General features: G+C 57.3%; 19 protein-coding genes. 11 read left to right on the top strand and 8 right to left on the bottom strand.

Annotation, left to right across the window (positions count from 1 at the left end; translation table 11 throughout):
* The first annotated feature begins 69 nt into the window (after window positions 1-69).
* The 4 genes from DA718_RS20890 to DA718_RS20905 all read left to right on the top strand — a co-directional run bounded on the left by DA718_RS20890 (window position 70) and on the right by DA718_RS20905 (window position 5,529).
* Complete coding sequence (locus tag DA718_RS20890; RefSeq protein WP_112215347.1) at window positions 70-1,587, top strand: carbohydrate porin; 1,518 nt, start codon at window positions 70-72, stop codon at window positions 1,585-1,587.
* Between the two features lie 136 nt (window positions 1,588-1,723).
* On the top strand, window positions 1,724-3,094 hold the full coding sequence (locus tag DA718_RS20895; RefSeq protein ID WP_112215348.1) for a sucrose-specific PTS transporter subunit IIBC: 1,371 nt from the start codon (window positions 1,724-1,726) through the stop codon (window positions 3,092-3,094).
* Window positions 3,094-4,494: a sucrose-6-phosphate hydrolase gene (locus tag DA718_RS20900; RefSeq protein ID WP_112215349.1), complete on the top strand. Its 1,401-nt coding sequence runs from the start codon at window positions 3,094-3,096 to the stop codon at window positions 4,492-4,494. The genes DA718_RS20895 and DA718_RS20900 overlap by 1 nt, the downstream gene beginning before the upstream one ends.
* A gap of 30 nt (window positions 4,495-4,524) precedes the next feature.
* Complete coding sequence (locus DA718_RS20905; protein WP_112215350.1) at window positions 4,525-5,529, top strand: LacI family DNA-binding transcriptional regulator; 1,005 nt, start codon at window positions 4,525-4,527, stop codon at window positions 5,527-5,529.
* Between the two features lies 1 nt (window position 5,530).
* Here the strand turns inward: DA718_RS20905 and licT are convergent, their stop codons facing one another.
* The 4 genes from licT to DA718_RS20925 all read right to left on the bottom strand — a co-directional run bounded on the left by licT (window position 5,531) and on the right by DA718_RS20925 (window position 10,809).
* Window positions 5,531-6,370: a BglG family transcription antiterminator LicT gene (gene licT / locus DA718_RS20910; protein ID WP_112215351.1), complete on the bottom strand. Its 840-nt coding sequence runs from the start codon at window positions 6,368-6,370 to the stop codon at window positions 5,531-5,533.
* Window positions 6,370-7,791: a glycoside hydrolase family 1 protein gene (locus DA718_RS20915; RefSeq protein ID WP_112215352.1), complete on the bottom strand. Its 1,422-nt coding sequence runs from the start codon at window positions 7,789-7,791 to the stop codon at window positions 6,370-6,372. The genes licT and DA718_RS20915 overlap by 1 nt, the downstream gene beginning before the upstream one ends.
* Entirely contained in the window at window positions 7,788-9,668 is a 1,881-nt protein-coding gene (locus tag DA718_RS20920; protein WP_112215353.1) for a beta-glucoside-specific PTS transporter subunit IIABC, read from the bottom strand. Before DA718_RS20920 ends, DA718_RS20915 begins: the two co-directional genes overlap by 4 nt.
* 211 nt (window positions 9,669-9,879) lie before the next feature.
* Window positions 9,880-10,809: a LysR substrate-binding domain-containing protein gene (locus DA718_RS20925; protein ID WP_112215354.1), complete on the bottom strand. Its 930-nt coding sequence runs from the start codon at window positions 10,807-10,809 to the stop codon at window positions 9,880-9,882.
* A gap of 207 nt (window positions 10,810-11,016) precedes the next feature.
* On the opposite strand from DA718_RS20925, the gene DA718_RS20930 reads away from it, so the two are divergent.
* Genes DA718_RS20930 through DA718_RS20960 form a run of 7 tightly spaced genes read left to right on the top strand, consistent with a single transcriptional unit; the run spans window position 11,017 to window position 17,446 of the window.
* Entirely contained in the window at window positions 11,017-11,931 is a 915-nt protein-coding gene (locus DA718_RS20930) for a branched-chain amino acid ABC transporter permease (RefSeq protein WP_227016028.1), read from the top strand.
* Between the two features lie 9 nt (window positions 11,932-11,940).
* On the top strand, window positions 11,941-13,047 hold the full coding sequence (locus DA718_RS20935; protein WP_112215356.1) for a branched-chain amino acid ABC transporter permease: 1,107 nt from the start codon (window positions 11,941-11,943) through the stop codon (window positions 13,045-13,047).
* Window positions 13,044-13,811: an ABC transporter ATP-binding protein gene (locus DA718_RS20940; protein ID WP_110273179.1), complete on the top strand. Its 768-nt coding sequence runs from the start codon at window positions 13,044-13,046 to the stop codon at window positions 13,809-13,811. Before DA718_RS20935 ends, DA718_RS20940 begins: the two co-directional genes overlap by 4 nt.
* Window positions 13,804-14,523: an ABC transporter ATP-binding protein gene (locus tag DA718_RS20945; RefSeq protein ID WP_112215357.1), complete on the top strand. Its 720-nt coding sequence runs from the start codon at window positions 13,804-13,806 to the stop codon at window positions 14,521-14,523. The genes DA718_RS20940 and DA718_RS20945 overlap by 8 nt, the downstream gene beginning before the upstream one ends.
* 27 nt (window positions 14,524-14,550) lie before the next feature.
* Complete coding sequence (locus DA718_RS20950) at window positions 14,551-15,708, top strand: branched-chain amino acid ABC transporter substrate-binding protein (RefSeq protein ID WP_112215358.1); 1,158 nt, start codon at window positions 14,551-14,553, stop codon at window positions 15,706-15,708.
* 17 nt (window positions 15,709-15,725) lie between these two features.
* Window positions 15,726-16,208: an L-2-amino-thiazoline-4-carboxylic acid hydrolase gene (locus DA718_RS20955; protein WP_110273176.1), complete on the top strand. Its 483-nt coding sequence runs from the start codon at window positions 15,726-15,728 to the stop codon at window positions 16,206-16,208.
* The gene (locus DA718_RS20960; protein WP_112215359.1) at window positions 16,205-17,446 is read left to right on the top strand and encodes a Zn-dependent hydrolase; all 1,242 of its coding nucleotides are present in this window, start codon (window positions 16,205-16,207) and stop codon (window positions 17,444-17,446) included. Before DA718_RS20955 ends, DA718_RS20960 begins: the two co-directional genes overlap by 4 nt.
* Before the next feature lie 46 nt (window positions 17,447-17,492).
* Here the strand turns inward: DA718_RS20960 and DA718_RS20965 are convergent, their stop codons facing one another.
* From DA718_RS20965 to DA718_RS20980, 4 genes are all read right to left on the bottom strand, one after another.
* Window positions 17,493-18,515, bottom strand: a complete 1,023-nt coding sequence (locus DA718_RS20965) for an ABC transporter permease (RefSeq protein WP_185928576.1) — start codon at window positions 18,513-18,515, stop codon at window positions 17,493-17,495.
* A 19-nt stretch (window positions 18,516-18,534) separates the two neighbouring features.
* Complete coding sequence (locus tag DA718_RS20970) at window positions 18,535-20,019, bottom strand: sugar ABC transporter ATP-binding protein (protein WP_112215361.1); 1,485 nt, start codon at window positions 20,017-20,019, stop codon at window positions 18,535-18,537.
* A 26-nt stretch (window positions 20,020-20,045) separates the two neighbouring features.
* Entirely contained in the window at window positions 20,046-20,969 is a 924-nt protein-coding gene (locus tag DA718_RS20975; protein WP_112215362.1) for a sugar ABC transporter substrate-binding protein, read from the bottom strand.
* Between the two features lie 413 nt (window positions 20,970-21,382).
* A complete protein-coding gene (locus DA718_RS20980; RefSeq protein ID WP_112215363.1) occupies window positions 21,383-22,402 on the bottom strand; it encodes a LacI family DNA-binding transcriptional regulator in 1,020 nt (339 codons plus the stop codon).
* Window positions 22,403-22,483 lie beyond the last annotated feature (81 nt).

Below are 22,483 nucleotides of genomic sequence, written 5' to 3' on the forward strand. Positions count from 1 at the left end.
TAACATAGCAATTAAACCGGTTTAGCAAACACACACCATTTTCAATTTTCCTTTTGGGATGCAACCAGCATGTATAGAAAAAGCACACTCGCGGTTCTTATCGCTTTGCTAACCGGCACCGCCTCAGCCCATGCGCAAACGGACCTCAGCAGTATTGAAGCCCGTTTAATCGCGCTGGAAAAGCGCCTGCAGGATGCAGAAAACAGGGCGCAAACGGCAGAAAATCGCGCCGAGTCGGCAGAGAAAAAAGTTCAGCAGCTCACTACGCAGCAGCAAAAAACCCAGGACACAACCCAGGAAGTGGCTCAGCGTACCGCCAAACTGGAGAAGAAAGCCGACGAGAAAAGCGGCTTTGAGTTTCACGGCTACGCTCGTTCCGGCGTGATAATGAATGATTCCGGAGCCAGTACCAAATCCGGCGCCTACATGACACCTGCGGGGGAAACCGGTGGGGCCATCGGTCGTCTGGGAAATCAAGCTGATACCTATGTTGAAATGAATCTTGAACATAAGCAGACCCTGGACAATGGCGCAACGACACGTTTCAAAGTGATGGTTGCCGACGGACAAACCACTTATAACGACTGGACGGCGAGCACCAGTGATTTGAACGTTCGTCAGGCCTTTGTCGAACTGGGCAATTTACCCACCTTCGAAGGAGCATTTAAAGGCTCCACGCTGTGGGCCGGGAAACGCTTCGATCGCGATAACTTTGACATTCACTGGATCGACTCTGATGTCGTATTCCTCGCCGGTACCGGCGGCGGTATTTACGACGTCAGGTGGAACGACAGCATTCGCAGTAACTTCTCTCTTTACGGGCGTAACTTCGGCGATATTGCTGATTCGAGCAACAGCGTGCAGAACTATATCGTTAGCATGAACAACTTTATCGGTCCGGTGCAGGTGATGGTCAGCGGGATGCGGGCAAAAGACAACGACGAACGTCAGGATACCAACGGTAATCCGGTCAAAGGAGATGCGGCAAATACCGGCGTGCATACGCTGCTCGGGTTGCACAACGACAGTTTCTACGGCCTGCGTGAAGGCAGCAGCAAAACTGCCCTGCTCTACGGTCACGGCCTGGGCGCGGAAGTTAAAGGTATCGGGTCTGACGGCGCGCTTCGCTCAGGTGCCAACACCTGGCGCTTCGCTAGCTACGGCACCACGCCGCTGAGCAAGAACTGGTTTATTGCCCCGGCGATACTAGCGCAAAGCAGTAAAGACCGTTATGTCGATGGCGACAGCTATCAATGGGCAACGCTCAACATGCGCCTGATCCAGGAGATCAATCAGAACTTCGCCCTCGCTTACGAAGGCAGCTACCAGTATATGGATCTCAAACCCGAAGGTTATAACGATCGTCATGCAGTGAACGGTAGCTTCTACAAGCTGACCTTCGCCCCGACCTTTAAGGTTGGCAGCATCGGTGATTTCTTCAGCCGTCCTGAAATCCGCCTTTACACCTCGTGGATGGACTGGAGCAAAAAACTGAATAATTACGCCAGCGATGACGCGCTGGGCAGCAGTGGTTTTAAATCGGGCGGCGAATGGTCGTTCGGTATGCAGATGGAAACCTGGTTCTGACGGTTAACACCTGACGAGAGGAACCGCCGGGGCGGCAAAGTACGTTTCGTCGCCCCGGACACAATAACGACGCAGAGACTGCGCCCCGCTACCGTGGGACGACAGCTCGAAAATCAATACGCATTCAGAGGGTACTATGGATTTTGAACAGATTTCCCGCTCGCTGCTTCCGCTTCTGGGAGGCAAGGAAAATATCGCCAGCGCCGCGCACTGCGCCACACGTCTGCGCCTGGTGCTGGTCGATGATTCGCTGGCCGATCAGCAAGCCATCGGCAAAATTGAAGGGGTTAAAGGCTGTTTCCGTAACGCCGGGCAGATGCAGATTATTTTCGGCACCGGGGTGGTAAATAAAGTCTACGCCGCCTTTATTCAGGCGGCAGGAATTGGCGAGTCCAGCAAATCGGAAGCTGCGGACATCGCAGCGAAAAAGCTGAATCCTTTCCAGCGTATCGCCCGTCTGCTATCAAACATCTTTGTGCCGATCATCCCGGCTATCGTCGCCTCTGGTCTGTTGATGGGCCTGTTGGGGATGGTCAAAACTTACGGCTGGGTCGACCCGAGCAACGCCATCTACATCATGCTGGATATGTGCAGCTCGGCGGCGTTTATCATTCTGCCGATCCTGATTGGTTTCACCGCCGCTCGCGAATTCGGCGGTAACCCCTATCTCGGCGCGACGCTTGGCGGCATCCTGACCCACCCGGCGCTGACCAACGCCTGGGGCGTGGCCGCAGGTTTCCACACCATGAACTTCTTCGGCCTTGAGATTGCCATGATCGGCTATCAGGGCACGGTGTTCCCGGTGCTGCTGGCGGTGTGGTTTATGAGCATCGTTGAGAAACAGTTGCGTCGCGTGATCCCTGATGCGCTGGATCTGATCCTGACGCCGTTCCTGACGGTCATTATTTCCGGTTTTATCGCCCTGCTGATTATCGGCCCGGCCGGTCGCGCGCTCGGCGATGGCATTTCGTTTGTCCTCAGCACCCTGATTAGCCACGCCGGTTGGCTGGCAGGATTGCTGTTTGGCGGCCTCTATTCGGTTATCGTCATTACCGGTATTCATCACAGCTTCCATGCCATAGAAGCCGGACTGCTGGGCAACCCGTCCATCGGCGTCAACTTCCTGCTGCCGATTTGGGCGATGGCCAACGTTGCCCAGGGCGGAGCCTGTCTGGCAGTGTGGTTTAAAACTAAAGATGCAAAAATTAAAGCCATCACCCTGCCCTCGGCGTTTTCTGCCATGCTGGGTATCACCGAAGCGGCGATTTTTGGTATTAACTTACGCTTTGTAAAACCGTTTATCGCAGCGCTTATCGGTGGCGCGGCGGGCGGCGCGTGGGTGGTATCCATGCATGTCTACATGACTGCGGTAGGTCTGACGGCTATCCCTGGCATGGCTATCGTGCAAGCCAGCTCGCTGCTGAACTACATTATCGGGATGGTTATCGCCTTTGGCGTCGCCTTTATCGTCTCCCTGGTACTGAAATACAAAACGGACGCTGAATAATGTCACTTCCATCACGCCTGCCTGCGATTCTGCAGGCCGTTATGCAGGGCCAGCCGCGCGCGCTGTCCGACAGCCACTATCCTCGCTGGCACCATGCGCCGGTGAGCGGACTGATGAACGACCCCAACGGCTTTGTTGAATTTGCCGGACGCTATCACCTGTTCTATCAGTGGAACCCGCTCGCCTGCGATCATAAATTCAAGTGCTGGGCGCACTGGAGTTCTGCCGATCTGCTGCACTGGCAGCATGAGCCGATCGCCCTGATGCCGGACGAAGAGTACGACCGCAACGGCTGCTACTCCGGCAGCGCGGTGGATAATGACGGCACGCTAACGCTGTGCTACACCGGCAACGTCAAATTCGATGATGGTAGCCGAACCGCCTGGCAGTGTCTGGCGACGGAAAACGCCGACGGCACGTTTACTAAGCTCGGCCCGGTATTACCTCTGCCGGAGGGCTATACCGGCCACGTGCGCGACCCGAAAGTCTGGCAGCATGAAGGCCGCTGGTACATGGTGCTGGGCGCACAGAATCGGCAAAAGCGCGGCAAGGTGCTGCTGTTCAGCTCCACGGATCTCCATGAATGGACGAGTGAAGGCGAAATCGCGGGTTATGGCATCAATGGTCTGGACGATGCAGGCTATATGTGGGAATGCCCGGACCTGTTCCCGCTCGGTGACCAGCATATTCTGATTTGCTGCCCGCAGGGTATCCCCCGCGAGGAAACGCGCTTTCTTAACACCTACCCGGCAGTGTGGATGGCGGGTGATTTCGACTACGACCGCGCCGCTTTCAAACACGGCGAACTTCACGAGCTGGACGCCGGATTCGAGTTTTACGCGCCGCAAACCATGCAGACCAGCGATGGACGCCGTCTGCTGGTCGGCTGGATGGGCGTGCCGGACGGCGAAGAGATGCGCCAGCCGACGCTGGCTAACGGTTGGATCCATCAGATGACCTGCCTGCGCGAACTGGAGTTTGCCGACAGCAAGCTCTATCAGCGCCCGCTGCGTGAACTCACCGCCCTGCGCGGTGAAGCGCACGGCTGGCCGGAAAGCATTCTGCCGCTGGCGCCGATGGAAATCAGCCTCGAAACCGCCCGCGACGCCGCGTTAAGCATTGATTTCGGCGGCGCGTTAACCCTTGAGCGCGATGCCTGCGGGATCCGTCTGGCGCGACACAGCCTTGCCAGCGATGAAACGCACTATCGCTACTGGCGCGGCGAGGTTCGCTCGCTGCAAATTTTTATCGACCAGTCGAGCGTGGAAATCTTCATCAACGACGGCGAAGGGGTGATGAGTAGCCGCTACTTCCCGGCCTATCCGGCGCAGTTGACTTTCACGGGCAGCAAGCCGGGCGCATTCTGTTACTGGCCGCTGCGCACATGCATGATAGAATAAGCGTTTTGCTTTCAGGCTCATGGCGTCGTGATGAAAACCAAACGCGTTACCATTAAAGATATCGCCGAACTGGCGGGCGTTTCCAAAGCGACCGCCAGCCTGGTGCTGAACGGGCGTGGCAAAGAGCTGCGCGTGGCGCAGGAAACGCGCGAGCGCGTGCAGGCGATTGCCCGCGAACAGCACTATCAGCCGAGCATTCATGCCCGTTCACTGCGCGATAACCGCAGCCACACCATCGGGCTGGTAGTGCCGGAAATCACCAACTACGGCTTTGCAGTCTTTTCCCATGAGCTTGAGATGCTGTGCCGCGAGGCAGGCGTCCAGTTGCTTATCTCCTGTACCGACGAAAACCCCGGCCAGGAGAGCATGGTGGTGAACAATATGATTGCCCGTCAGGTCGACGGGCTAATCGTTGCTTCCTGTATGCATAATGATGCCGACTATCTGAAGCTCAGCGAACAGCTGCCGGTGGTGCTGTTTGACCGCTGTCCTAATGAAAGCGGCCTGCCGCTGGTGATGACCGATTCAATTACCCCGACTGCAGAGCTGATTTCTCGTATCGCACCTTCGCATAGCGATGAGTTCTGGTTTTTAGGCGGTCAGCCTCGTCTGTCGCCGTCACGCGACCGTCTGACGGGATTCACTCAGGGCCTGGCTCAGGCGGGTATCGAACTGCGCCCGGAGTGGGTGATTAACGGCAACTATCATCCCAGCTCCGGCTATGAGATGTTCGCGGCCCTATGCGCCCGTCTTGGTCGGCCGCCAAAGGCGCTGTTTACCGCCGCCTGCGGGTTACTGGAAGGGGTACTGCGCTACATGAGCCAGCATCATTTGCTGGATTCAGACATCCATCTTGCGAGCTTCGACGATCACTATCTCTACGATTCGCTGTCGCTGCGTATTGATACCGTACAGCAAGACAACCGCCAGCTGGCCTGGCACTGCTACGACCTGATAAGCCAGTTGATTGACGGCAACACGCCCGAGCCGCTACAGCGCTACCTGCCCGCAACGCTGCAGTTTCGTCATCGTTGATTCACGCATCCAGCCCGCTGATTCGCACCAGGTGCACGGTGAGCCATAGCAGTTCGTTGCCCCCGAGGGTGATATCGAGCTGGGCTTTGACGTAATCGCGGATCAGCAGCGCGCAGCGATACGCTTCTGGATACTCCTTAATCACCTGCACCAGCAGAAAACTGTCCCGCGCTCCGTCCAGTTCCCCCTCTTGCAAACGCTGGAGGAAGAACTGCATATGGACCAGAAAGCGCGAGTAGTTAATCGATTCGGTGTCTATTTGCTGCTTAAAGTGGTACTGCACAAGATTAAAAATATCCTTCAGCATTTTCACCGACTGCATAGTCTGCGCCACGTCGTCGCCCTCGCTCTGGCCGTTCACCAGATGAAATGCGATATTCCCGGCTTCCTCTTCCGGTAGCTCAATCCCGTACTGCTGACGAATCATCGTCACCGCTTCGCTGGCGACGCGAAACTGCTGCGGATAAAAGCGCCTGACTTCCGGCAGCAGGCGGTTTTGAATGGTGATCCCTTTGCGACTGCGTTCAATAGCAAACGTCAGGTGGTCAGCGAGGGTAAAGAAAATCTGCTCGCGAACCTTGCTGGCAAGCTGCATATTGGCGCGGGAAATAATCATCGCCGCCATTTCGATGACCTCATCCGGAATAGCGGAGAGCGCTTCAAGATAACCGCTGCGCACGCCGAGCGTCTGGGTCACAAACAGCTTTTCTATCATCTGCGGGGCAATCTCATCCCCCGGTCGGCTGTTGAAGCCAATGCCTTTCCCCATGACGATAACCTCCCGGTTATCGTCATCCATGGAGAGCACCAGACTATTATTGAGCACCTTCTGAACAATCATCACAGAGACTCGTCGTGGTTACCGTTTTGCGTAATGACATCCTTATACCACCAGAAGCTGCGTTTGCGGATCCTTTGCAGGCTCTTCAGGTCATCCTCGCCGCGATCGACGTAGATAAAACCGTAGCGCTTGGCGTACCCCTGGTGCGTGCTTACGACGTCAATCGCCGCCCACGGGCAGTAGCCCATCAGCTCGACGCCGTCAGCAATCGCCAGGCGCATTTGCTCAATATGCGCCTGTAAGAACGCGATACGATAATCATCATTCACCGTCCCGTCATGCTCCAGCTTATCCGGTGCGCCCATGCCGTTTTCAGTGATCAGAATCGGCAGGCCGTAGCGCTCGCACACTTTACGCAGCGTCAGGCGTAGCCCCACCGGGTCGACCACCCAGCCGTAAGGGGTTTTACCCACCCACGGATTTTCCGCTGGCCGATAAACCCCCTCTTCGCCCAGCATAATTTGCTGATCGCCCGCGCGCGGCGCAACGTCTGCGCCGTCACCCCGACTGGCAGCAATCGTCGCGGTGGAGTAGTAGTTAATGGCGATAAAATCCGGCCGCCCCTGCTGTAAAATCAACGCATCTTCTGGCTGCATTTCCGGCGCGAGGCCGCGATCTCCTAAATACGCCCACGCTAAGGCGTTGTAGCGGCCATGCACCGCCACATCCAAAAAGCTCCAGCAGCGCAGCGTTTCCCAGTTATGCGCGGCGATGGCATCTTCCGGTTTGCAGCTTTCGGCGTACATCGAAGTGGTGTTTATCGCCGGACCGATGCGCACCCCGGGAAACTCGCGGTGGCACAGGGCGAAGATCTGCGCCTGGGCCAGCATCATATGGTGATTCTGCTGATACAGCGCTTTCTTGTCCGGCAGCTCACGATCCGCAGGCACGCCAATCGCGCCGGGGTGCAGGATCATGGTGTTCTGCTCGTTAATCGTCAGCCACAGCGGGACTTTATCGGCAAACTCGCTGAACAGCAGCCGGGCATAGCGCACAAATGCCTCCCCGGTTTTTCGGTTTAGCCAGCCGCCTTTTAGCTCCAGTGCCCAGGGCAGGTCGAAGTGGTACAGAGTGACAATCGGCGTAATGCCGTGGCGCGTCAGGGCGTCAATCAGGCGGCGATAAAAGGCCAGACCGGCTGGGTTCACCGCACCGTCGCCGTCCGGGATCACCCGCGACCAGGCCACCGAAAAGCGATAGGCTTTGAGCCCCATTTGCGCCATCAATGCAACATCCTCTTCTACGCGATGATAATGGTCGCTGGCGATACGAAAATCAGCCGTTCCCGGCGGGTGGCTGAGCATATCAACCACCGACGGCCCTTTACCGTCCTCATTCCACGCGCCCTCGACCTGATAGGCCGAGGTGGACGCGCCCCACAAAAAACCGTCCGGGAACTGCGCTTTGTTTTGATAAATCATGCCTGCGCCTCCTTAGCGGATTGCACCATCAGTTGCTCGCCGTAATCGACCTGCGCGGCGGCGGTCAGGCGCAGTGAGTGCTGCTCGTCACCGTTGACCACAATCACCGGGGTAATCAGGTCATACCCGGCCTGTTCGATGGCGGGGATATCAAAGCGGATCAGCTCCTGTCCGGCTTCCACCTTATCGCCCACTTTCAGCACGGAGCTAAAGTGCTGGCCGTTAAGATTAACCGTGTCGATACCAATATGGATAAGCAGCTCAAGCCCGCTTTCGCTTTGCAGACCCACCGCGTGACACGATGGCAGGAACATCATCACCGTGCCGCTAAACGGCGCGCGCAGTACCCCTTCCTCAGGACGAATCGCCAGGCCCTCACCCAGCAGACCACCGGAAAAGACATCATCATTCACTTCACTCAACGCCACCACCTGGCCGCGCAGCGGGCTGAGCACTTCAATCTCACCCTCCATTTTCGGGCTAACCGCAGACTGCGGCGCCTCGCTGACCTCTTCTTGATCCTCAGGCGTATCTTTAAAGGCGATAAACCAGGTCAGGGTAAAGGTCACCACGATGGAAATCGCGCAGGTCACCAGCGCATGGACGATGTTCATCGGGTTTTCGCCGATAAACGCCGGCAGCGCCGCGAGGCCTGGAGAGACAAACGCGTAGCGCACCAGCCCGCTCACCCCGGCATAAACCCCTGCGCAGCCGCCGCCGATCATCGCGGCAATCAGCACGCGGCGGAACTTGAGCAACACCCCGTACAGCGCCGGTTCGGTGATCCCCAGCAGCGCGGTAAAGCCCGATGAAGAGGCCAACTGGCGCAGGTTGCTATTTTTGGTTTTCAGCGCCACGCACAGCGTTGCCGCGCCCATCGCCACGTTTGACGCCAGCATCCCCGGTCCGTTAATCATCTCGTAACCACTTTTACTCAGCTGTCCGGTGGCGATTGGCGTCATCGCCCAGGCGGTGCCGGTAATAATCAGGAAGGGTTGCAGAGTGCCCATCAGCATCGGGATCAACCAGCTGGCGTGGCGGTCGATAGCGCCCGCGCCTGCGGCCACGAGGTCGTTAAGCAAAATACCCGCCGGGCCGACAACCACCAGCGCCAGCGGCGCGGTGATCAGTAGGATCAGCATCGGCTTAACGAAGAATTTGATAATCGAGGGCGAGACCTTCTCAGCGAAGCGCTCAACCCACGACATCAGCCACACCGTCAAAATAATCGGCAGCACCGACCCGGCGTAATCGGAAAGCAGAACGTTGATACCAACAAAATCAACCGCTTTACCGGCAGCCAGCATCTGGCCGATGCCCGGGTGCAGCAGGACGCCCGCAAGGGTCATCGCCAGAATGGGGTTACATTCAAACTTCAGCGACGCCCCGTAGGCCAGCAGCACAGGCAGGAAGAAGAACGCGGCATCGGCAATAATGTTGAGCAGCTGATAGGTCGAACTGGTTTCGCTAATCACGCCCGTTAGCTTAAGAATGGCCAGCAGCGCCTTGATCATCCCCGCGCCGGTAATCGCCGGGATCACCGGGGTGAAGGTGGTCGAAATAACGCTGATAATGCGCGCCACCATACCGGTCGGTTTGGCGTTTTTGTCGCCGCCTGCCTGACTTTTCTTTTCCGGTAGCGCCTTATTGAGCAGGCGATAAACCTGCTGCACCTCATTGCCGATCACAATCTGGAACTGGCCGCCCTTCTCCACCACGCTTATCACGCCGGGGATAGTGCCAATCTGCGCATCGTTAACCTTTGCGCGGTCGTTGAACTCCATACGCAAGCGGGTCGCGCAATGGGTGAGCATTCGGATATTCTCCGCACCGCCCACCGAGTGGAGGATTTTGTCTGCTGTTTCGTTATAGTTCATAGTGTTCCCTGGTGTTGGGGCAAAAAAAAAGACCAAAACAGAGACGCTCCCCTTGGCGGGAGAGCATTTCTATTTTGGTCTTGCCTGCTTTCGCAGTAGCACGCCATCATAAAAATGGGTTATTTCGGCGGATTATCTAAGCGGCTTTGCTGTATTTCAATCACCAGCGGGTAAAAATGTGATCTTGATTGAGTAAATTCTTCAGTAAATATCAACCGAGAGCCTGCTGACGCAGCCAGCTCTGCAATAGCTTAGCGTTAGGCGTCATATCGCTATCCTGACGTACGCAGAGGTAGTAATCCCGGCCATCATCTATCGCCGAATCGAAGATTTTCACCAGCTCGCCGCTCTTCAGATAGGGGGCGATTAGCGGCTCGCGCATCAGAGCGCAGCCCAGTCCGGCCTGTACGCCTGCCAGAGTCAGCAAGCCATCCTCAAATAATGGCCCCGTCGAGCGCGGTGGACGCTTTACCCCCTGCTGCACAAACCACTGGTTCCAGGTCGTGCGCTCCTCATCGTGCAGCAGCGGCATCTGCAATAGCTGCTCCGGGGTATCAATATGCCCATGCAGGCGCAAAAAGGCCTGGCTGCATACCGGCACCATTCTGCCGGAGATCAGCTTTTCGCTCTGATAACCCACCCAGTGGCCGTTGCCAAAGCGGATCGACATATCGGAGGCGTCGCTAAGGTAGTTACGGTGGTTGGCGTAAACCACGTTGATTTCAGTGTTCGGATTGGCATGCACGAACGACGGCAGGCGGGGAATAAACCAGCCCATGCCAAACAGCGGGATCAGGCTGATCGTCACCTGCTGGGTTTGCACCTGATCGACCAGATGCTCAGTGGCCTGGCGCAGCACGTTAAACGCCGCGCGGATCGAGCGATAATACTCCCGCCCCTGCTGGCTGAGGGTCAGCCGCCGCCCCTGGCGTTCGGTGAGCGGGATCTGCAAATAACCTTCCAGTACCTTCAGCTGATGGCTTACCGCCGAGGGTGAAATCGCCAGTTCCTGCGCCGCCAGGGTCACGCTACCCAGCCGCGCAATCGCCTCAAAGGCGCGTACCGCCCGCAGCGGCGGATCGTTGGCTAAAGTGCTCTCCGACCAGCTAACCGGCCCTTCCGATTGTTCTGTTTTTTTCATATGTTGATTTTCTTAGCGCATTCCCCGATCCGACACATTCTTTAATTATATTTAAAATCATAAAGATAGTTAACAACACTTTTATAATAAGAAAGAATATATGCGTATTTTACAATTTAATTCATTTGTTGGATGGTAGCTGTTATTTGAGCATCTTGTCGGAAGAATCAGTTGGACACACTCATACAACAAATTATCAACGGGGTCATGCTCGGCAGCATTTACGCCCTGATTGCGCTGGGCTACACCATGGTGTACGGCATTCTGCGCATTATTAACTTTGCCCACGGCGATATTCTGATGGTCGGCGCGCTGACCACGCTCTCCGGGATGAACGCGCTTAATGCCCACTTTCCCGGCCTGCCGCCGCTGGCTCAGCTGGGGCTGGCGCTGCTGCTGGCCATGGCGGTGTGCGCCCTGCTGGCGATGGCGGTGGAGCGTTTTGCCTACCGTCGCCTGCGCAACGCGCCGCGTCTGGCGCCGTTGATCTCCGGGATCGGCGTTTCAGTTCTGCTGCAAACTGTGGCGATGATCGTCTGGTCGCGCAATCCGCTGATGTTTCCGCAGATCCTGCCGATGGACCCGATCGCCGTGACCCACGGCAGCGAAGCGCATCCTCCGGCTCTTGTGACCGTCACCGGCATGGTCACCGTCGCGCTGGCCCTGGCGGTCATGCTCGGCCTGTGGCTGCTGGTGGAATACACCCGCTTAGGACGCGGCATGCGCGCGGTGGCGGAAAACCCACGTATCGCCACGCTGATGGGCGTAAACCCTAACGCCATTATCGCCCTCACTTTCGCCATTGGCGGCGTATTCGCCGCGCTGGCCGGCGTGATGATGGCCAGCAACTACGGCAATGCCAGCTTCTCAATGGGGTTTCTGCCCGGCATTAAAGCCTTTACCGCCGCGGTGCTCGGCGGCATCGGTAATATTCGCGGCGCGATGATCGGCGGCCTGCTGCTGGGGCTTATCGAATCACTCGGCGCGGGCTATCTCGGCGACCTGACCAACGGCGTTTTCGGCAGCAACTATCAGGATATCTTCGCCTTTATGGTGCTGATTCTGGTGCTGGTTTTCCGCCCAGCCGGTTTACTCGGCGAACGCGTTGCGCACCGGGCCTAGGAGGTAACAATGACAACAGCACAACTCGACACGCCCATCGTCTCCCGCCGCTTCTGGTCCGGGATGACCCTGTTCGTCTGCGCGCTGCTGGTCGCGCCAATGGTCGCCAGCCAGCTTGGCGGCAACTACTGGGTTCGAGTCATCGACTTCGCCCTGCTCTATATCATGCTGGCGCTGGGGCTGAATATCGTGGTCGGCTATACCGGACTGCTGGATATGGGGTTTATCGCCTTCTACGCCGTCGGCGCGTATCTGGCAGCGCTGCTGGCCTCGCCGCACCTGCTGGACGTGTTCCCGATTTTAAATAGCTGGTTCCCGGACGGCCTGCATACCTCGTGGCTGGTGATTATTCCGCTTGCCGCGCTGGTGGCGGCGGGCTGCGGTATCGTGTTGGGCGCGCCGACGCTGAAGCTGCGCGGCGACTACCTGGCGATTGTCACTCTTGGCTTCGGCGAAATTATCCGCATCCTGATGCGCAACCTCGACCGCCCGGTCAACATCACCAACGGCGCAAAAGGCATCTCCGGTGTCGACACCCTGAGCCTGTTCGGCCTCAAGTTTAGCGGCGTCTATCACTGGTTCGGTTTTAAAGTCCCGGCATTGTGGCTGTGGTACTACCTGCTGATGCTGGTCATCGTGGCGATTATTTTTGTCTGCCTGCGTCTACAGCATTCGCGCATCGGTCGCGCCTGGCACGCTATCCGCGAGGATGAAGACGTCGCCCGGGCGATGGGTATCAACCTGCGTAACTACAAGCTGCTGGCTTTCGCTATCGGTGCTTCTTTTGGCGGCGTAGCGGGCGCGCTGTTCGGCGCGTTTCAGGGCTTCGTTTCTCCAGAATCCTTCACCTTGCAAGAGTCGATTGCGGTGCTGGCGATGGTGGTACTGGGCGGGATGGGGCATATCCCCGGGGTGATCCTCGGCGCGGTGCTGCTGACCGCGCTGCCGGAGCTGCTGCGTAGCCAGGCCGCGCCAGTGCAGCAGGCGCTGTTTGGCGAAGTGCTGATTGACCCGGAAATATTGCGCCAGCTGTTTTACGGCCTGGCGCTGGTTGGGGTGATGCTACTGCGTCCTCAGGGCATCTGGCCCGCACGTCATAAAGGAGCGAAAGCATGAGCCTGCTAAGCGTGCGCCATATGACGAAACGCTTCGGCGGCCTGACGGCAGTCGACAACGTGTCGCTCACCATCAACGAGGGTGAAATCTACGGCCTGATCGGCCCCAACGGCGCGGGAAAAACCACCTGTTTTAACCTGATAACCGGGCTTTACCCGGCGGACAGCGGCGAGTTCGCTATCGGCGGAGAAGCCTATTTTCCGAAGAATATTGAGAAAGTGACCGCCGCAGGCATCGCCCGCACCTTCCAGAACGTGCGGCTGTTTAACGACATGTCGGTGCTGGAAAACGTGATGGTGGGCCGCCACGTGCGCACCCGCAACGGTCTGTGGGCCGCGCTCTCCCGCCATAAACGCGCCCGTGCTGAAGAGGCGCAGACCCGCGAGCTGGCATGGCACTGGCTGGACTATACCGGCATCGCGCAGTTCGCCCACTATCGCGCCTGCGACCTCGCCTACGGCCACCAGCGGCGGCTGGAGATTGCCCGCGCGCTGGCTACCGACCCGCGCCTGCTGGCGCTGGATGAACCGGCTGCCGGAATGAACGCCGCCGAGAAAATGGCCCTTGGCGAACTGCTGCTGCGCATTCGCGATGACGGCAAAACGCTGCTGATGATTGAGCACGACGTCAAGCTGGTGATGGGGATCTGCGATCGCTTAATGGTGCTGGATTACGGCAAAACGTTAACCAGCGGCACGCCGGATACCGTACGCCGCGATCCGGCGGTGATCGCCGCCTGGCTGGGAGGTAACGTCCATGTCTGATCTATTAACCGTTAGCCAGTTGAGTGTTCATTACGGCGGCATCCAGGCGGTGCGCGACGTCTCATTCAGCGTGAAAGAGGGTGAGCAGACCACGCTGATTGGCGCCAACGGTGCAGGCAAAAGTTCAACCGTCCGCGCTATTACCGGGCTGGAACCCTTTAGCGGCGACATTCTGTTTAACGGCAAGCCGATACGCAAACGCCGGGCCGAATCCCTGCTGCGTGAAGGGCTGGTGATGGTGCCGGAAGGTCGCGGCATCTTCGCGCGCATGACGGTGCTGGAAAACCTGCAAATGGGCGCGTGGCTGCGACGCGACGCAGCGGCGGTCAAACAGGAGATGCGCGCCATTTTCGAAAACTTTCCGCGCCTCGCCGAACGCCAGCATCAGCTGGCGGGACTGCTCTCCGGCGGCGAACAGCAGCTGCTGGCGCTTAACCGCGCCCTGCTCAGCCAGCCGCGCCTGCTGATCCTCGACGAACCCTCGATGGGTCTGGCGCCGCTAATGGTCGAAAACATTTTTCGCGTCATCGCCACCCTACGCCAGCGCGGCGTCGCGCTGCTGCTGATTGAGCAGAACGCACGCCTGGCTCTTGAGGCCACCGACAGCGCCTGGGTGATGGACAGCGGCAGCATCGTCGAGCGCGGTCCGTCGCAGACGCTGCTGGCCGATGACCGTATTGCACAGATTTATTTGGGCGAAATGCCCGTTTAACACACCAACCAGCATCAGGGAAAAACAATGAAAACAGTAAAAATCAGTGCGCTCAGCGCCGCTATCCTGCTCAGTGGTTTTGCCTCATCCGCCGCGTGGTCTGCGGCCAGCGAAACCGTCATTATCGGCCTGGCAGGCCCGCTGACCGGCCCTTCCGCGCGTATCGGCAAGGACCTGGAAAACGGTGCGCAGCTGGCGATTGACGATATCAACAAGCAACATCCGACCATCGGCGGCAAGGCGGTAACCTTCAAGCTGCAATCGGAAGACGATCAGTCGGACCCGCGCACCGCCGTTGCCGTCGCCCAGCGTCTGGTCGATAGCGGCGTCGCGGGCGTGGTCGGTCACTGGAATACCGGCACCAGCATTCCTGCCGCGCGGGTTTACCACGATGCGGGCATCGCCCAGGTTGCACCGGTCGCCACCGGGCACGCCTATACCAAACAGGGCTTCGACACCAGCTTTCGCGTGATGGGCCACGATGATGACGGCGGCCAGTTTGCTGGACAGTACGCGGTGCAAACCCTGAAGGCCAAACGCATCGCGGTTATCGATGACCGTACCGCCTTCGGTCAGGGGCTGGCGGATGAGTTTATTAAGTCGCTGGAAGCGCAGGGAATCAAAATCGTTGACCGCCAGTACGTCGATGACAAAACCGTCGATTTCAGCGCGGTGCTGACCGCGATCCGCAGCAAAAACGCCGACCTGATTTTCTTCGGCGGCGTCGATAGCCAGGCCGCTCCGCTGGCACGCCGCATCAAACAGCTGGGCATGAACGCCACCCTGATGGGCGCGGGCGGCTTCGTGAGCCAGACCTTCCTCCAGTTGGCGCAGAAAGAGGGCGACGGCGTGGTGGCGCTGGAGCCGGGGCTGCCAGTCGAACAGATGCCGGGCGGTAAGGCCTTTGAGCAGGCTTACCAGTCGCGCTATCACACTCATATCGAGTTGCATGCGCCGTTCGCCTATGACGCCACCCGCGTACTGGTTGCGGCGATGGAAAAAGCCGACTCCGTCGACCCTGCCGACTACCTGCCCGCACTGCGCGCCATTAGCTATTCCGGGGTCACCGGACAAATCGCCTTTGATAAAGAGGGCAACCTGAAATCGCCAACCTTTACCGTCTACAAAGTCGTCGACGGAAAATGGCAGCCGCAAACCGTACTCGGCGGCGCAACAACGAAGTAACGCAGTGAGGCAATGTGATGAGTGATAATAATGAGCTGGGCATTCTCGCCCGCCGCAAAATTGAAGCAGAAATAATCAAGCCGATTTACGACATTCTGGTGCGCGAGATAGGTAAAGCTCGCGCCCAGGCCGTTATCGGCGAAGCGATTGAAAACGCCGCCATTGAGGCGGGAAAAGCGTTTGCTAGCCAGGAGCCGAACGGCGCGGATATCCAGAGCTTTGTCGCCCTGCAGTATCTGTGGGAGAAAGATAACGCCCTGGAGGTCAAGGTGCTGGACGCCGACGACCAGCAGTATAACTACAACGTTAACCGCTGCCGCTACGCCGAGATGTACCACGAGATGGGGCTGGGAGAAATTGGCCACCTGCTCTCCTGCGCCCGCGATGACAAGTTTATCGTCGGCTACGCCCCGGACGTGGAGCTGACCCGCACCACCACCATTATGCAGGGTGGAAAGTGCTGCGACTTCCGCTATCGCGTGAAAAAGGACAAGCCATGATAACCGTCAACGGCGAACGTCTGTGGTCGACGCTCAACGAGATGGCCCTTATCGGCGCGACGCCGGCGGGCGGCGTAACCCGGCTGACGCTGAGCGACGAGGACCGCCAGGCGCGCGATCTGCTGCGCCAGTGGGCGCGGCAAGCCGGTTTTACCTGCGAAGTCGATAGCATGGGCAATATGTTTATCCGCCGCGCCGGTAAAAATTCGCAGCTTGCTCCGGTGCTGACTGGTTCGCACGTCGACTCTCAGCCGCTCGGCGGCCGCTATGACGGGATTTACGGCGTGCTGGCCGGACTGGAAGCGCTGCGCACGCTAAACGATCTCGGCGTTGAGACCGAACGCGATATCGTGCTGGTGAACTGGACCAACGAAGAAGGGGCGCGCTTTGCCCCGGCAATGCTGGCATCCGGCGTCTGGGCCGGACAGTTTAGCGAAGCCTATGCGCTCGCCCGTGAAGATCGCGACGGCATCAGCGTCGGCGAGGCGCTGGAGGCTATCGGCTATCGCGGCGAACGCCCGACTGCCGCCTTCCCGCTGCACGCCTGCTACGAAGTGCATATCGAACAGGGGCCGATTCTGGAAGAAGAAGGCGTTGATATCGGCCTCGTCCATGCAGCAATGGGTCAGCGCTGGTTCAACGTCACGCTGGAGGGCTTTTCCGCCCACGCCGGAACCACGCCGATGGGCAGCCGCCGCGATGCGTTGACTGCTTTCGCCGAGCTGGCGCTGGCGGTTGAGCAAATCGGCATCGCGCACAACCCTGATGGCCGGGCGACGATTGGCATGGCGCAGGTGATACCGGGATCGCGTAACGTGGTTCCGGGCCGCATGGCATGTAGCGTCGAGTTTCGTCATCCACAAACCGCAGCCCTGGAAGCCATGGAGCAAGCTCTGCATAGCGCTGCTGACGCGCTGGCGGCGCGCGGCGTGGCAGCAAACGTCGAGCGTATTTTCGATTACGCGCCGATTGCCTTTGACGCCGGGTGTCTGGCGCGCAGTCAGCGAGCGGCAGAGACATTGGGCTACAGCGCCAGGACCATGGTTTCCGGTGCCGGTCACGATACCTGCTATGTCAGTAAGGTCGCGCCCGCCAGCATGATTTTCATCCCCTGCGAGAAAGGGATTAGCCATAACGAGGCGGAGAATATTCTGCCCGCGTGGGCGGAGAAAGGGGCCAACGTGCTGCTCAACAGTTTGCGCCTTGCTGCCGATGAGCAGGAGCCGGGTAGCGCGTAAACGGGCAACCAGCCCGCAGCGATTCACGCCGCGGGCTATCTTTGAGTTAATGTTTCTTGCGGTTACGCCGCATATCGATGGTCACCGCCGCAACGATAATGATGCCTTTGATAATATCCTGCACGTAGGCGTCGACGCCGACAAAGGTAAACCCGCTTTTAATCAGGCCAAGGATCATCGCGCCGATTAAGGTTCCGGTAATACGCCCCACCCCGCCCATCAGGCTGCTGCCGCCAATGACCGCTGCGGCAATCGCATCCAGCTCATAGGACATTCCCATGCTCGACTGCCCGCTGCTGACGCGCGCCGCCAGCACCACGCCCGCGAGGCCGGAGAGCGCCCCGGCGATGGTATAGACGATCACCAGGTACTTATTCACGTTAATACCGGAGACCTTTGCCGACGTCATATTGCCACCGATGGCGTACACGTATTTGCCATAGCGAGTATGTTTCAGGGCAATGTGAAATACCGCGGCGACGACGAAGAAAATAATCACCGGCATCGCCCCCTGGCCGATAGCGGTAAAGCTGTCGGATAAGAAGCTAATCGGGTTGCCCTGGGTGTAATACTGCGCGAGGCCGCGCGCCGACACCATCATCCCCAGCGTGGCGATAAACGGCGGAATACCTGTGCGGGTGACGAGAAACCCGTTGGTTAAACCGCACAGCAGGCCGACGCCAATCCCGGCACCAATCGGAATGACCGCAGGCATATTGACCAGCGACGGGAACATCGGCGTCAGGCTGTCGGAAGTTTGTGCGAGGCTTGCCGCCACCACGGCGGCGAGCGCGATCACCGAACCGGAGGAGAGGTCAATCCCGGTGGTAATAATAACCTGCGTCACCCCCACCGCGATAATGCCGATAATCGCCACTTGCAGAACAATTAATATCAGGCGGTTGGTATTCATTAAAAAGGACTGATCGCGCACGTACCAACCGGCAATTTCAAAAGTCAGGGCAATCACCAGCATGACGATAAATATTCCGGTATCTTTCGGCAGCTTGTGACGTAATTGACCAAAGAAAGAGGGCTTATCATTGACCGGGGTCGCCGTTATTTTCATATTGCTCATTCTCTGTGCCTCAATGGGATGCCAACGACAAAATGGTTTCCTGGTCGGCGTCCTCTTTATCGAGGATGCCGGTAATACGCCCTTCATGCATCACCATCACCCGGTCGCTCATGCCGAGAATTTCAGGTAATTCAGAAGAGACCATAATCACCGCCACGCCGCGGTTCGCCAGTTCGCTGATCAGATGATAAATTTCCGCTTTCGCCCCCACGTCGATTCCGCGCGTTGGCTCATCGAGAATCAGTATTTTCGGCTGGGCTAAAAGCCAGCGGGCAATCAGCACTTTTTGCTGATTACCACCGCTGAGGTTATTAATAATCTGATCCATGGTTGGAGTTTTAATATTCAGGCGGCGGATCTGCTCCATGCAGTCTTCGGCCATTTTGAGATGCTGAACAAAGCCGGTTTTACCAATATATTCCGGCATTTTGACGATACTCATATTCTCGAGGACCGATAACACCAGGAACAGGCCTGACTTTTTGCGGTCTTCGGTGAGCAGCGCCATCCCTTTTTCGATGGCCGTTGACGGCGAATCAATATTAACCGGTATTCCGTCTATCAGTACTTCGCCGCTATCGGCTTGCTCCATGCCGAACAGGCTTTCCATGACTTCGCTACGCCCGGCGCCCACCAGCCCGGCCACGCCGAGGATTTCGCCGCGCCGTACGCTAAAGTTGATATCGTGAAAGACCCCTTTACGCGTCAAATTGCGCACCGTCAGCACCTCTTCGCCAATGGTGTTATTAAACTTGGGAAAGAGCTGGGTAAGCTCCCGGCCAACCATCTGGGTAATCAGCGACTGGCGAGTAAACTCGGTGGTATTTTGACTGCCAACCCAGGTGCCATCGCGAAATACGCTGATTTCATCGGTAATCGCGAATATCTCGTCCATCTTATGGCTGATGTAAATAATGGCTTTTCCCTGCTGGCGCAAATCGCGAATAATCGTAAACAGGTGCGCTACTTCGCTCTCGGTTAATGCCGAGGTCGGCTCATCCATAATCACAATATCCGCGTTCCAGGAAACCGCTTTGGCAATTTCCACCATCTGCTGGGCAGCGATACTTAACTCCCCCACCAGCCGGTCAGCGGATAAACGGATATTCAGTTTATTCAGGAGTTCCTGAGTCTGGCGGGTAAGCTGGCGATGATCGACAAAGCCATATTTCATCGGCTCACGGCCCAGCCAGATATTTTCCGCCACCGTCATATGCGGCACCAGATTAAGCTCCTGGTGGATCATCGAGATCCCGGAGCGCAGCGCGTCCATCGTATCCTGAAACTGGACCGGCTCTCCTTTGACGCGGATCGCGCCTTTATCGGGGCGATAGATCCCGATAAGGCATTTCATTAACGTCGATTTCCCGGCGCCGTTTTCGCCCATCAGCGCGTGCACCGTCCCCGGGCGCACGCGTAATGAGACGTTGTCGAGCGCCTTCACGCCGGGGAAGAACTTGCTGATACCTTCGGCTTCAAGTGCAAAAGCGTTCATACGTCCACCTCCAAACCACTGAGCAATTATTTCTGGTTGCGGTTCACAAACTCAGCCATGTTGTCTTTGGTGATCAGCTGGTAGGGAACGTCGATGACCTTTTCCACTTTCTCGCCGTTAGCGAGCTTAACGGCGGCATCAACCGCGCCTTCGCCCTGCCCTTTCGCGTCCTGGAAAATCGTGGCGATCATCTTGCCGTTTTTGAGCATTTGCAGCGCATCGGGCGTGCCATCCACTCCGGCAATCAGAATATGGTTCGGGTTTTTACCCAGCGCCTGCAGCGCACCGATGGCCATTTCATCGTTGTTGGACGCGATAGCCTGAATGTCTTCACCGCTGGTCATCCAGTTGCTGACCACGTCAACGGCGTCGTTACGCATAAATTTGGCGGTCTGTTTTTGCACAATTTTGATATCCGGGTACTTTGCCACCACCTCTTCGACGCCTTTGGTGCGGTCGCGGGTCGATTCATTCGCCAGGTCGCCGAGCAGAATGGCGACGTTGCCTTTACCGTTCATCGCCTTGGCTAACGCTTCCATCTGTAAGCGCCCCGCCAGCACCGAGTCAGAGCCGACGTAGGCCATTTTGTCGGTCAGCTGCGCCTGTGGGCGGCGGTTAACAAAGACCAGCGGAATACCGGCTTTGGTGGCCTGGTCCATAATCGGCTTCACCGCGTTGGTGTCGACCGGGTTGACGATAATCACATCGACGCCCTGGCCAATAAAATTTTGCACCTGCTGTAGCTGCTGCGAGACGTCGCCTTTGGCATCTTCGACCTGCGACTTAACGCCATCTTTTTGCATCTCTTTTTGCATCGCGGTGCGCAGAATCGTCAGGAAGTTGTCATCAAATAGCGCCATAGACACACCGACCGAAATATCTTTCGCCATCACGACCGCTGGCAGCATGCAGGCTATCAAAGAGGCAACAACCGTTTTCTTGATATTCATAGTTGATCCTTTATTTACAGGTACATCGGTTAGGTAAGATAAAATGAAAAATTAGTTTCATTAATTGTGCGTTAAGCGCCTGCTTTTTCAGCTTTTCGAAAAAACGGACCGCGTGCTGGCGCATTTTTCACTGTTGATCGGAATCACAAAATTCAGTTGTTTTAGAATGTGTTTTTGAAACATCAGTCCATTTATTACGAAAGAAACATTCCAGACCATTTATTTCATTAACAACACATATGAAACTTTTATAAGTAAATAACTGAAATGAAAATTTTAAAACCGCACGTTAACAGAACTTTGACACACATCTAACATTGACGCATAAATGCGCAAAAAATGAGAGACAGGCGACGATTTGGGGCGCTGTGAGATCAGCCTTGCGGGGAGTTCAAAAAGAAGAATAAGAGCGCTCAGTCGACGTTTTCAGCGCTATAGAGGATAAATTCGACCCTACCATCGCTAAAAACATCCGGTTGATAGCCGGTCTCAAGATGGCGCAGGGCCAGTTCCACCGCCAGTTGGGCGTGCTGGCGAGGGTTTTGATCGAGCGTCAATGCCATTCCCCCCTGCGCCAACTGCTCACGAGTGGTGCTGTATCGTTCATGGGTAATCCAGCAGCATTCGCCGTAGCGACGATGGCGGGCCAGCGCCTGCGCCACCTGCGTATTGCCAAGGCCGGTATTGTAAATGCCGACGACATCGCGATTACGGTTCAGGGCTTTCTCCAGCAGGCGGTCGATTTGCTGTCGGTTATCCTCCCCCGCCAGTACTTCACCCAGTTGTAGATGAGGAAAACGTTGGCTAATCACATCGCGAAAGCCCTGAATACGCGAGCGATGGGCGCTGAAGTCCTGGCGACCGCTGATCATCAGCACTTCGCCGGAACGATGGGCCATCAGTCCCATCATCATGCCTGCGGTGCGTCCAGCCTGCTGCTGATTAATCCCCACATGACAGAGCCTCTGCGCTTGCGGAAGGTCGGTGACCAGCGTAATCACCGGCACGTTTGCCTCTCGGCATTGACGCAACGCCTCGTAGACCCGCGGATGTTCGTTGCCAAAGACAATGATCGCATGGCGCTTTTTACTGCTGCGGATAATGCTTTTCGCCAATTTTTCTGGCTCAGATTCCGCCACCAGCGTGCGGTGCAGCGTAAGACGACGATAGCCAAGACTATCCGCCACGTCGGCGAAATCCTGCGTCAGGCGGGAGAAAAACAGCGAATCATTAGCGCTGAGGAGCACTTCGATTTGCCACGGTAGGCGACGCTCTTGTGGCAAAATCCGCTTCAGCCCGGCTTCGCGGGCCGCCTGCAACACTCTGCGGGTGGTTTCCGGCGATACGCCGCCGCGCTCGTTAAGCACCCGATCAACAGTCGCCACGCCAACGCCAATCTGCTTAGCCAGTTCCTCCAGCGAAATACTTTTCATCGCTCCCCTCACCATGATGGAAATCCATCAAAACGCCTGTGTCGGTCAGTGTAGCAAACGGATTACTTTGGCAGCGGTAAA

The organism is Klebsiella huaxiensis, from assembly GCF_003261575.2.
Classification (GTDB): Bacteria; Pseudomonadota; Gammaproteobacteria; order Enterobacterales; family Enterobacteriaceae; genus Klebsiella; species Klebsiella huaxiensis.

Coding starts and splice junctions, on each gene's coding strand:
- DA718_RS20890 (WP_112215347.1), top strand. CDS start 70: ATGTATAGAAAAAGCACACTCGCGGTTCTTATCGCTTTGCTAACCGGC.
- DA718_RS20895 (WP_112215348.1), top strand. CDS start 1,724: ATGGATTTTGAACAGATTTCCCGCTCGCTGCTTCCGCTTCTGGGAGGC.
- DA718_RS20900 (WP_112215349.1), top strand. CDS start 3,094: ATGTCACTTCCATCACGCCTGCCTGCGATTCTGCAGGCCGTTATGCAG.
- DA718_RS20905 (WP_112215350.1), top strand. CDS start 4,525: ATGAAAACCAAACGCGTTACCATTAAAGATATCGCCGAACTGGCGGGC.
- licT (WP_112215351.1), bottom strand. CDS start 6,370: ATGATTGTTCAGAAGGTGCTCAATAATAGTCTGGTGCTCTCCATGGAT.
- DA718_RS20915 (WP_112215352.1), bottom strand. CDS start 7,791: ATGATTTATCAAAACAAAGCGCAGTTCCCGGACGGTTTTTTGTGGGGC.
- DA718_RS20920 (WP_112215353.1), bottom strand. CDS start 9,668: ATGAACTATAACGAAACAGCAGACAAAATCCTCCACTCGGTGGGCGGT.
- DA718_RS20925 (WP_112215354.1), bottom strand. CDS start 10,809: ATGAAAAAAACAGAACAATCGGAAGGGCCGGTTAGCTGGTCGGAGAGC.
- DA718_RS20930 (WP_227016028.1), top strand. CDS start 11,017: ATGCTCGGCAGCATTTACGCCCTGATTGCGCTGGGCTACACCATGGTG.
- DA718_RS20935 (WP_112215356.1), top strand. CDS start 11,941: ATGACAACAGCACAACTCGACACGCCCATCGTCTCCCGCCGCTTCTGG.
- DA718_RS20940 (WP_110273179.1), top strand. CDS start 13,044: ATGAGCCTGCTAAGCGTGCGCCATATGACGAAACGCTTCGGCGGCCTG.
- DA718_RS20945 (WP_112215357.1), top strand. CDS start 13,804: ATGTCTGATCTATTAACCGTTAGCCAGTTGAGTGTTCATTACGGCGGC.
- DA718_RS20950 (WP_112215358.1), top strand. CDS start 14,551: ATGAAAACAGTAAAAATCAGTGCGCTCAGCGCCGCTATCCTGCTCAGT.
- DA718_RS20955 (WP_110273176.1), top strand. CDS start 15,726: ATGAGTGATAATAATGAGCTGGGCATTCTCGCCCGCCGCAAAATTGAA.
- DA718_RS20960 (WP_112215359.1), top strand. CDS start 16,205: ATGATAACCGTCAACGGCGAACGTCTGTGGTCGACGCTCAACGAGATG.
- DA718_RS20965 (WP_185928576.1), bottom strand. CDS start 18,515: ATGAAAATAACGGCGACCCCGGTCAATGATAAGCCCTCTTTCTTTGGT.
- DA718_RS20970 (WP_112215361.1), bottom strand. CDS start 20,019: ATGAACGCTTTTGCACTTGAAGCCGAAGGTATCAGCAAGTTCTTCCCC.
- DA718_RS20975 (WP_112215362.1), bottom strand. CDS start 20,969: ATGAATATCAAGAAAACGGTTGTTGCCTCTTTGATAGCCTGCATGCTG.
- DA718_RS20980 (WP_112215363.1), bottom strand. CDS start 22,402: ATGAAAAGTATTTCGCTGGAGGAACTGGCTAAGCAGATTGGCGTTGGC.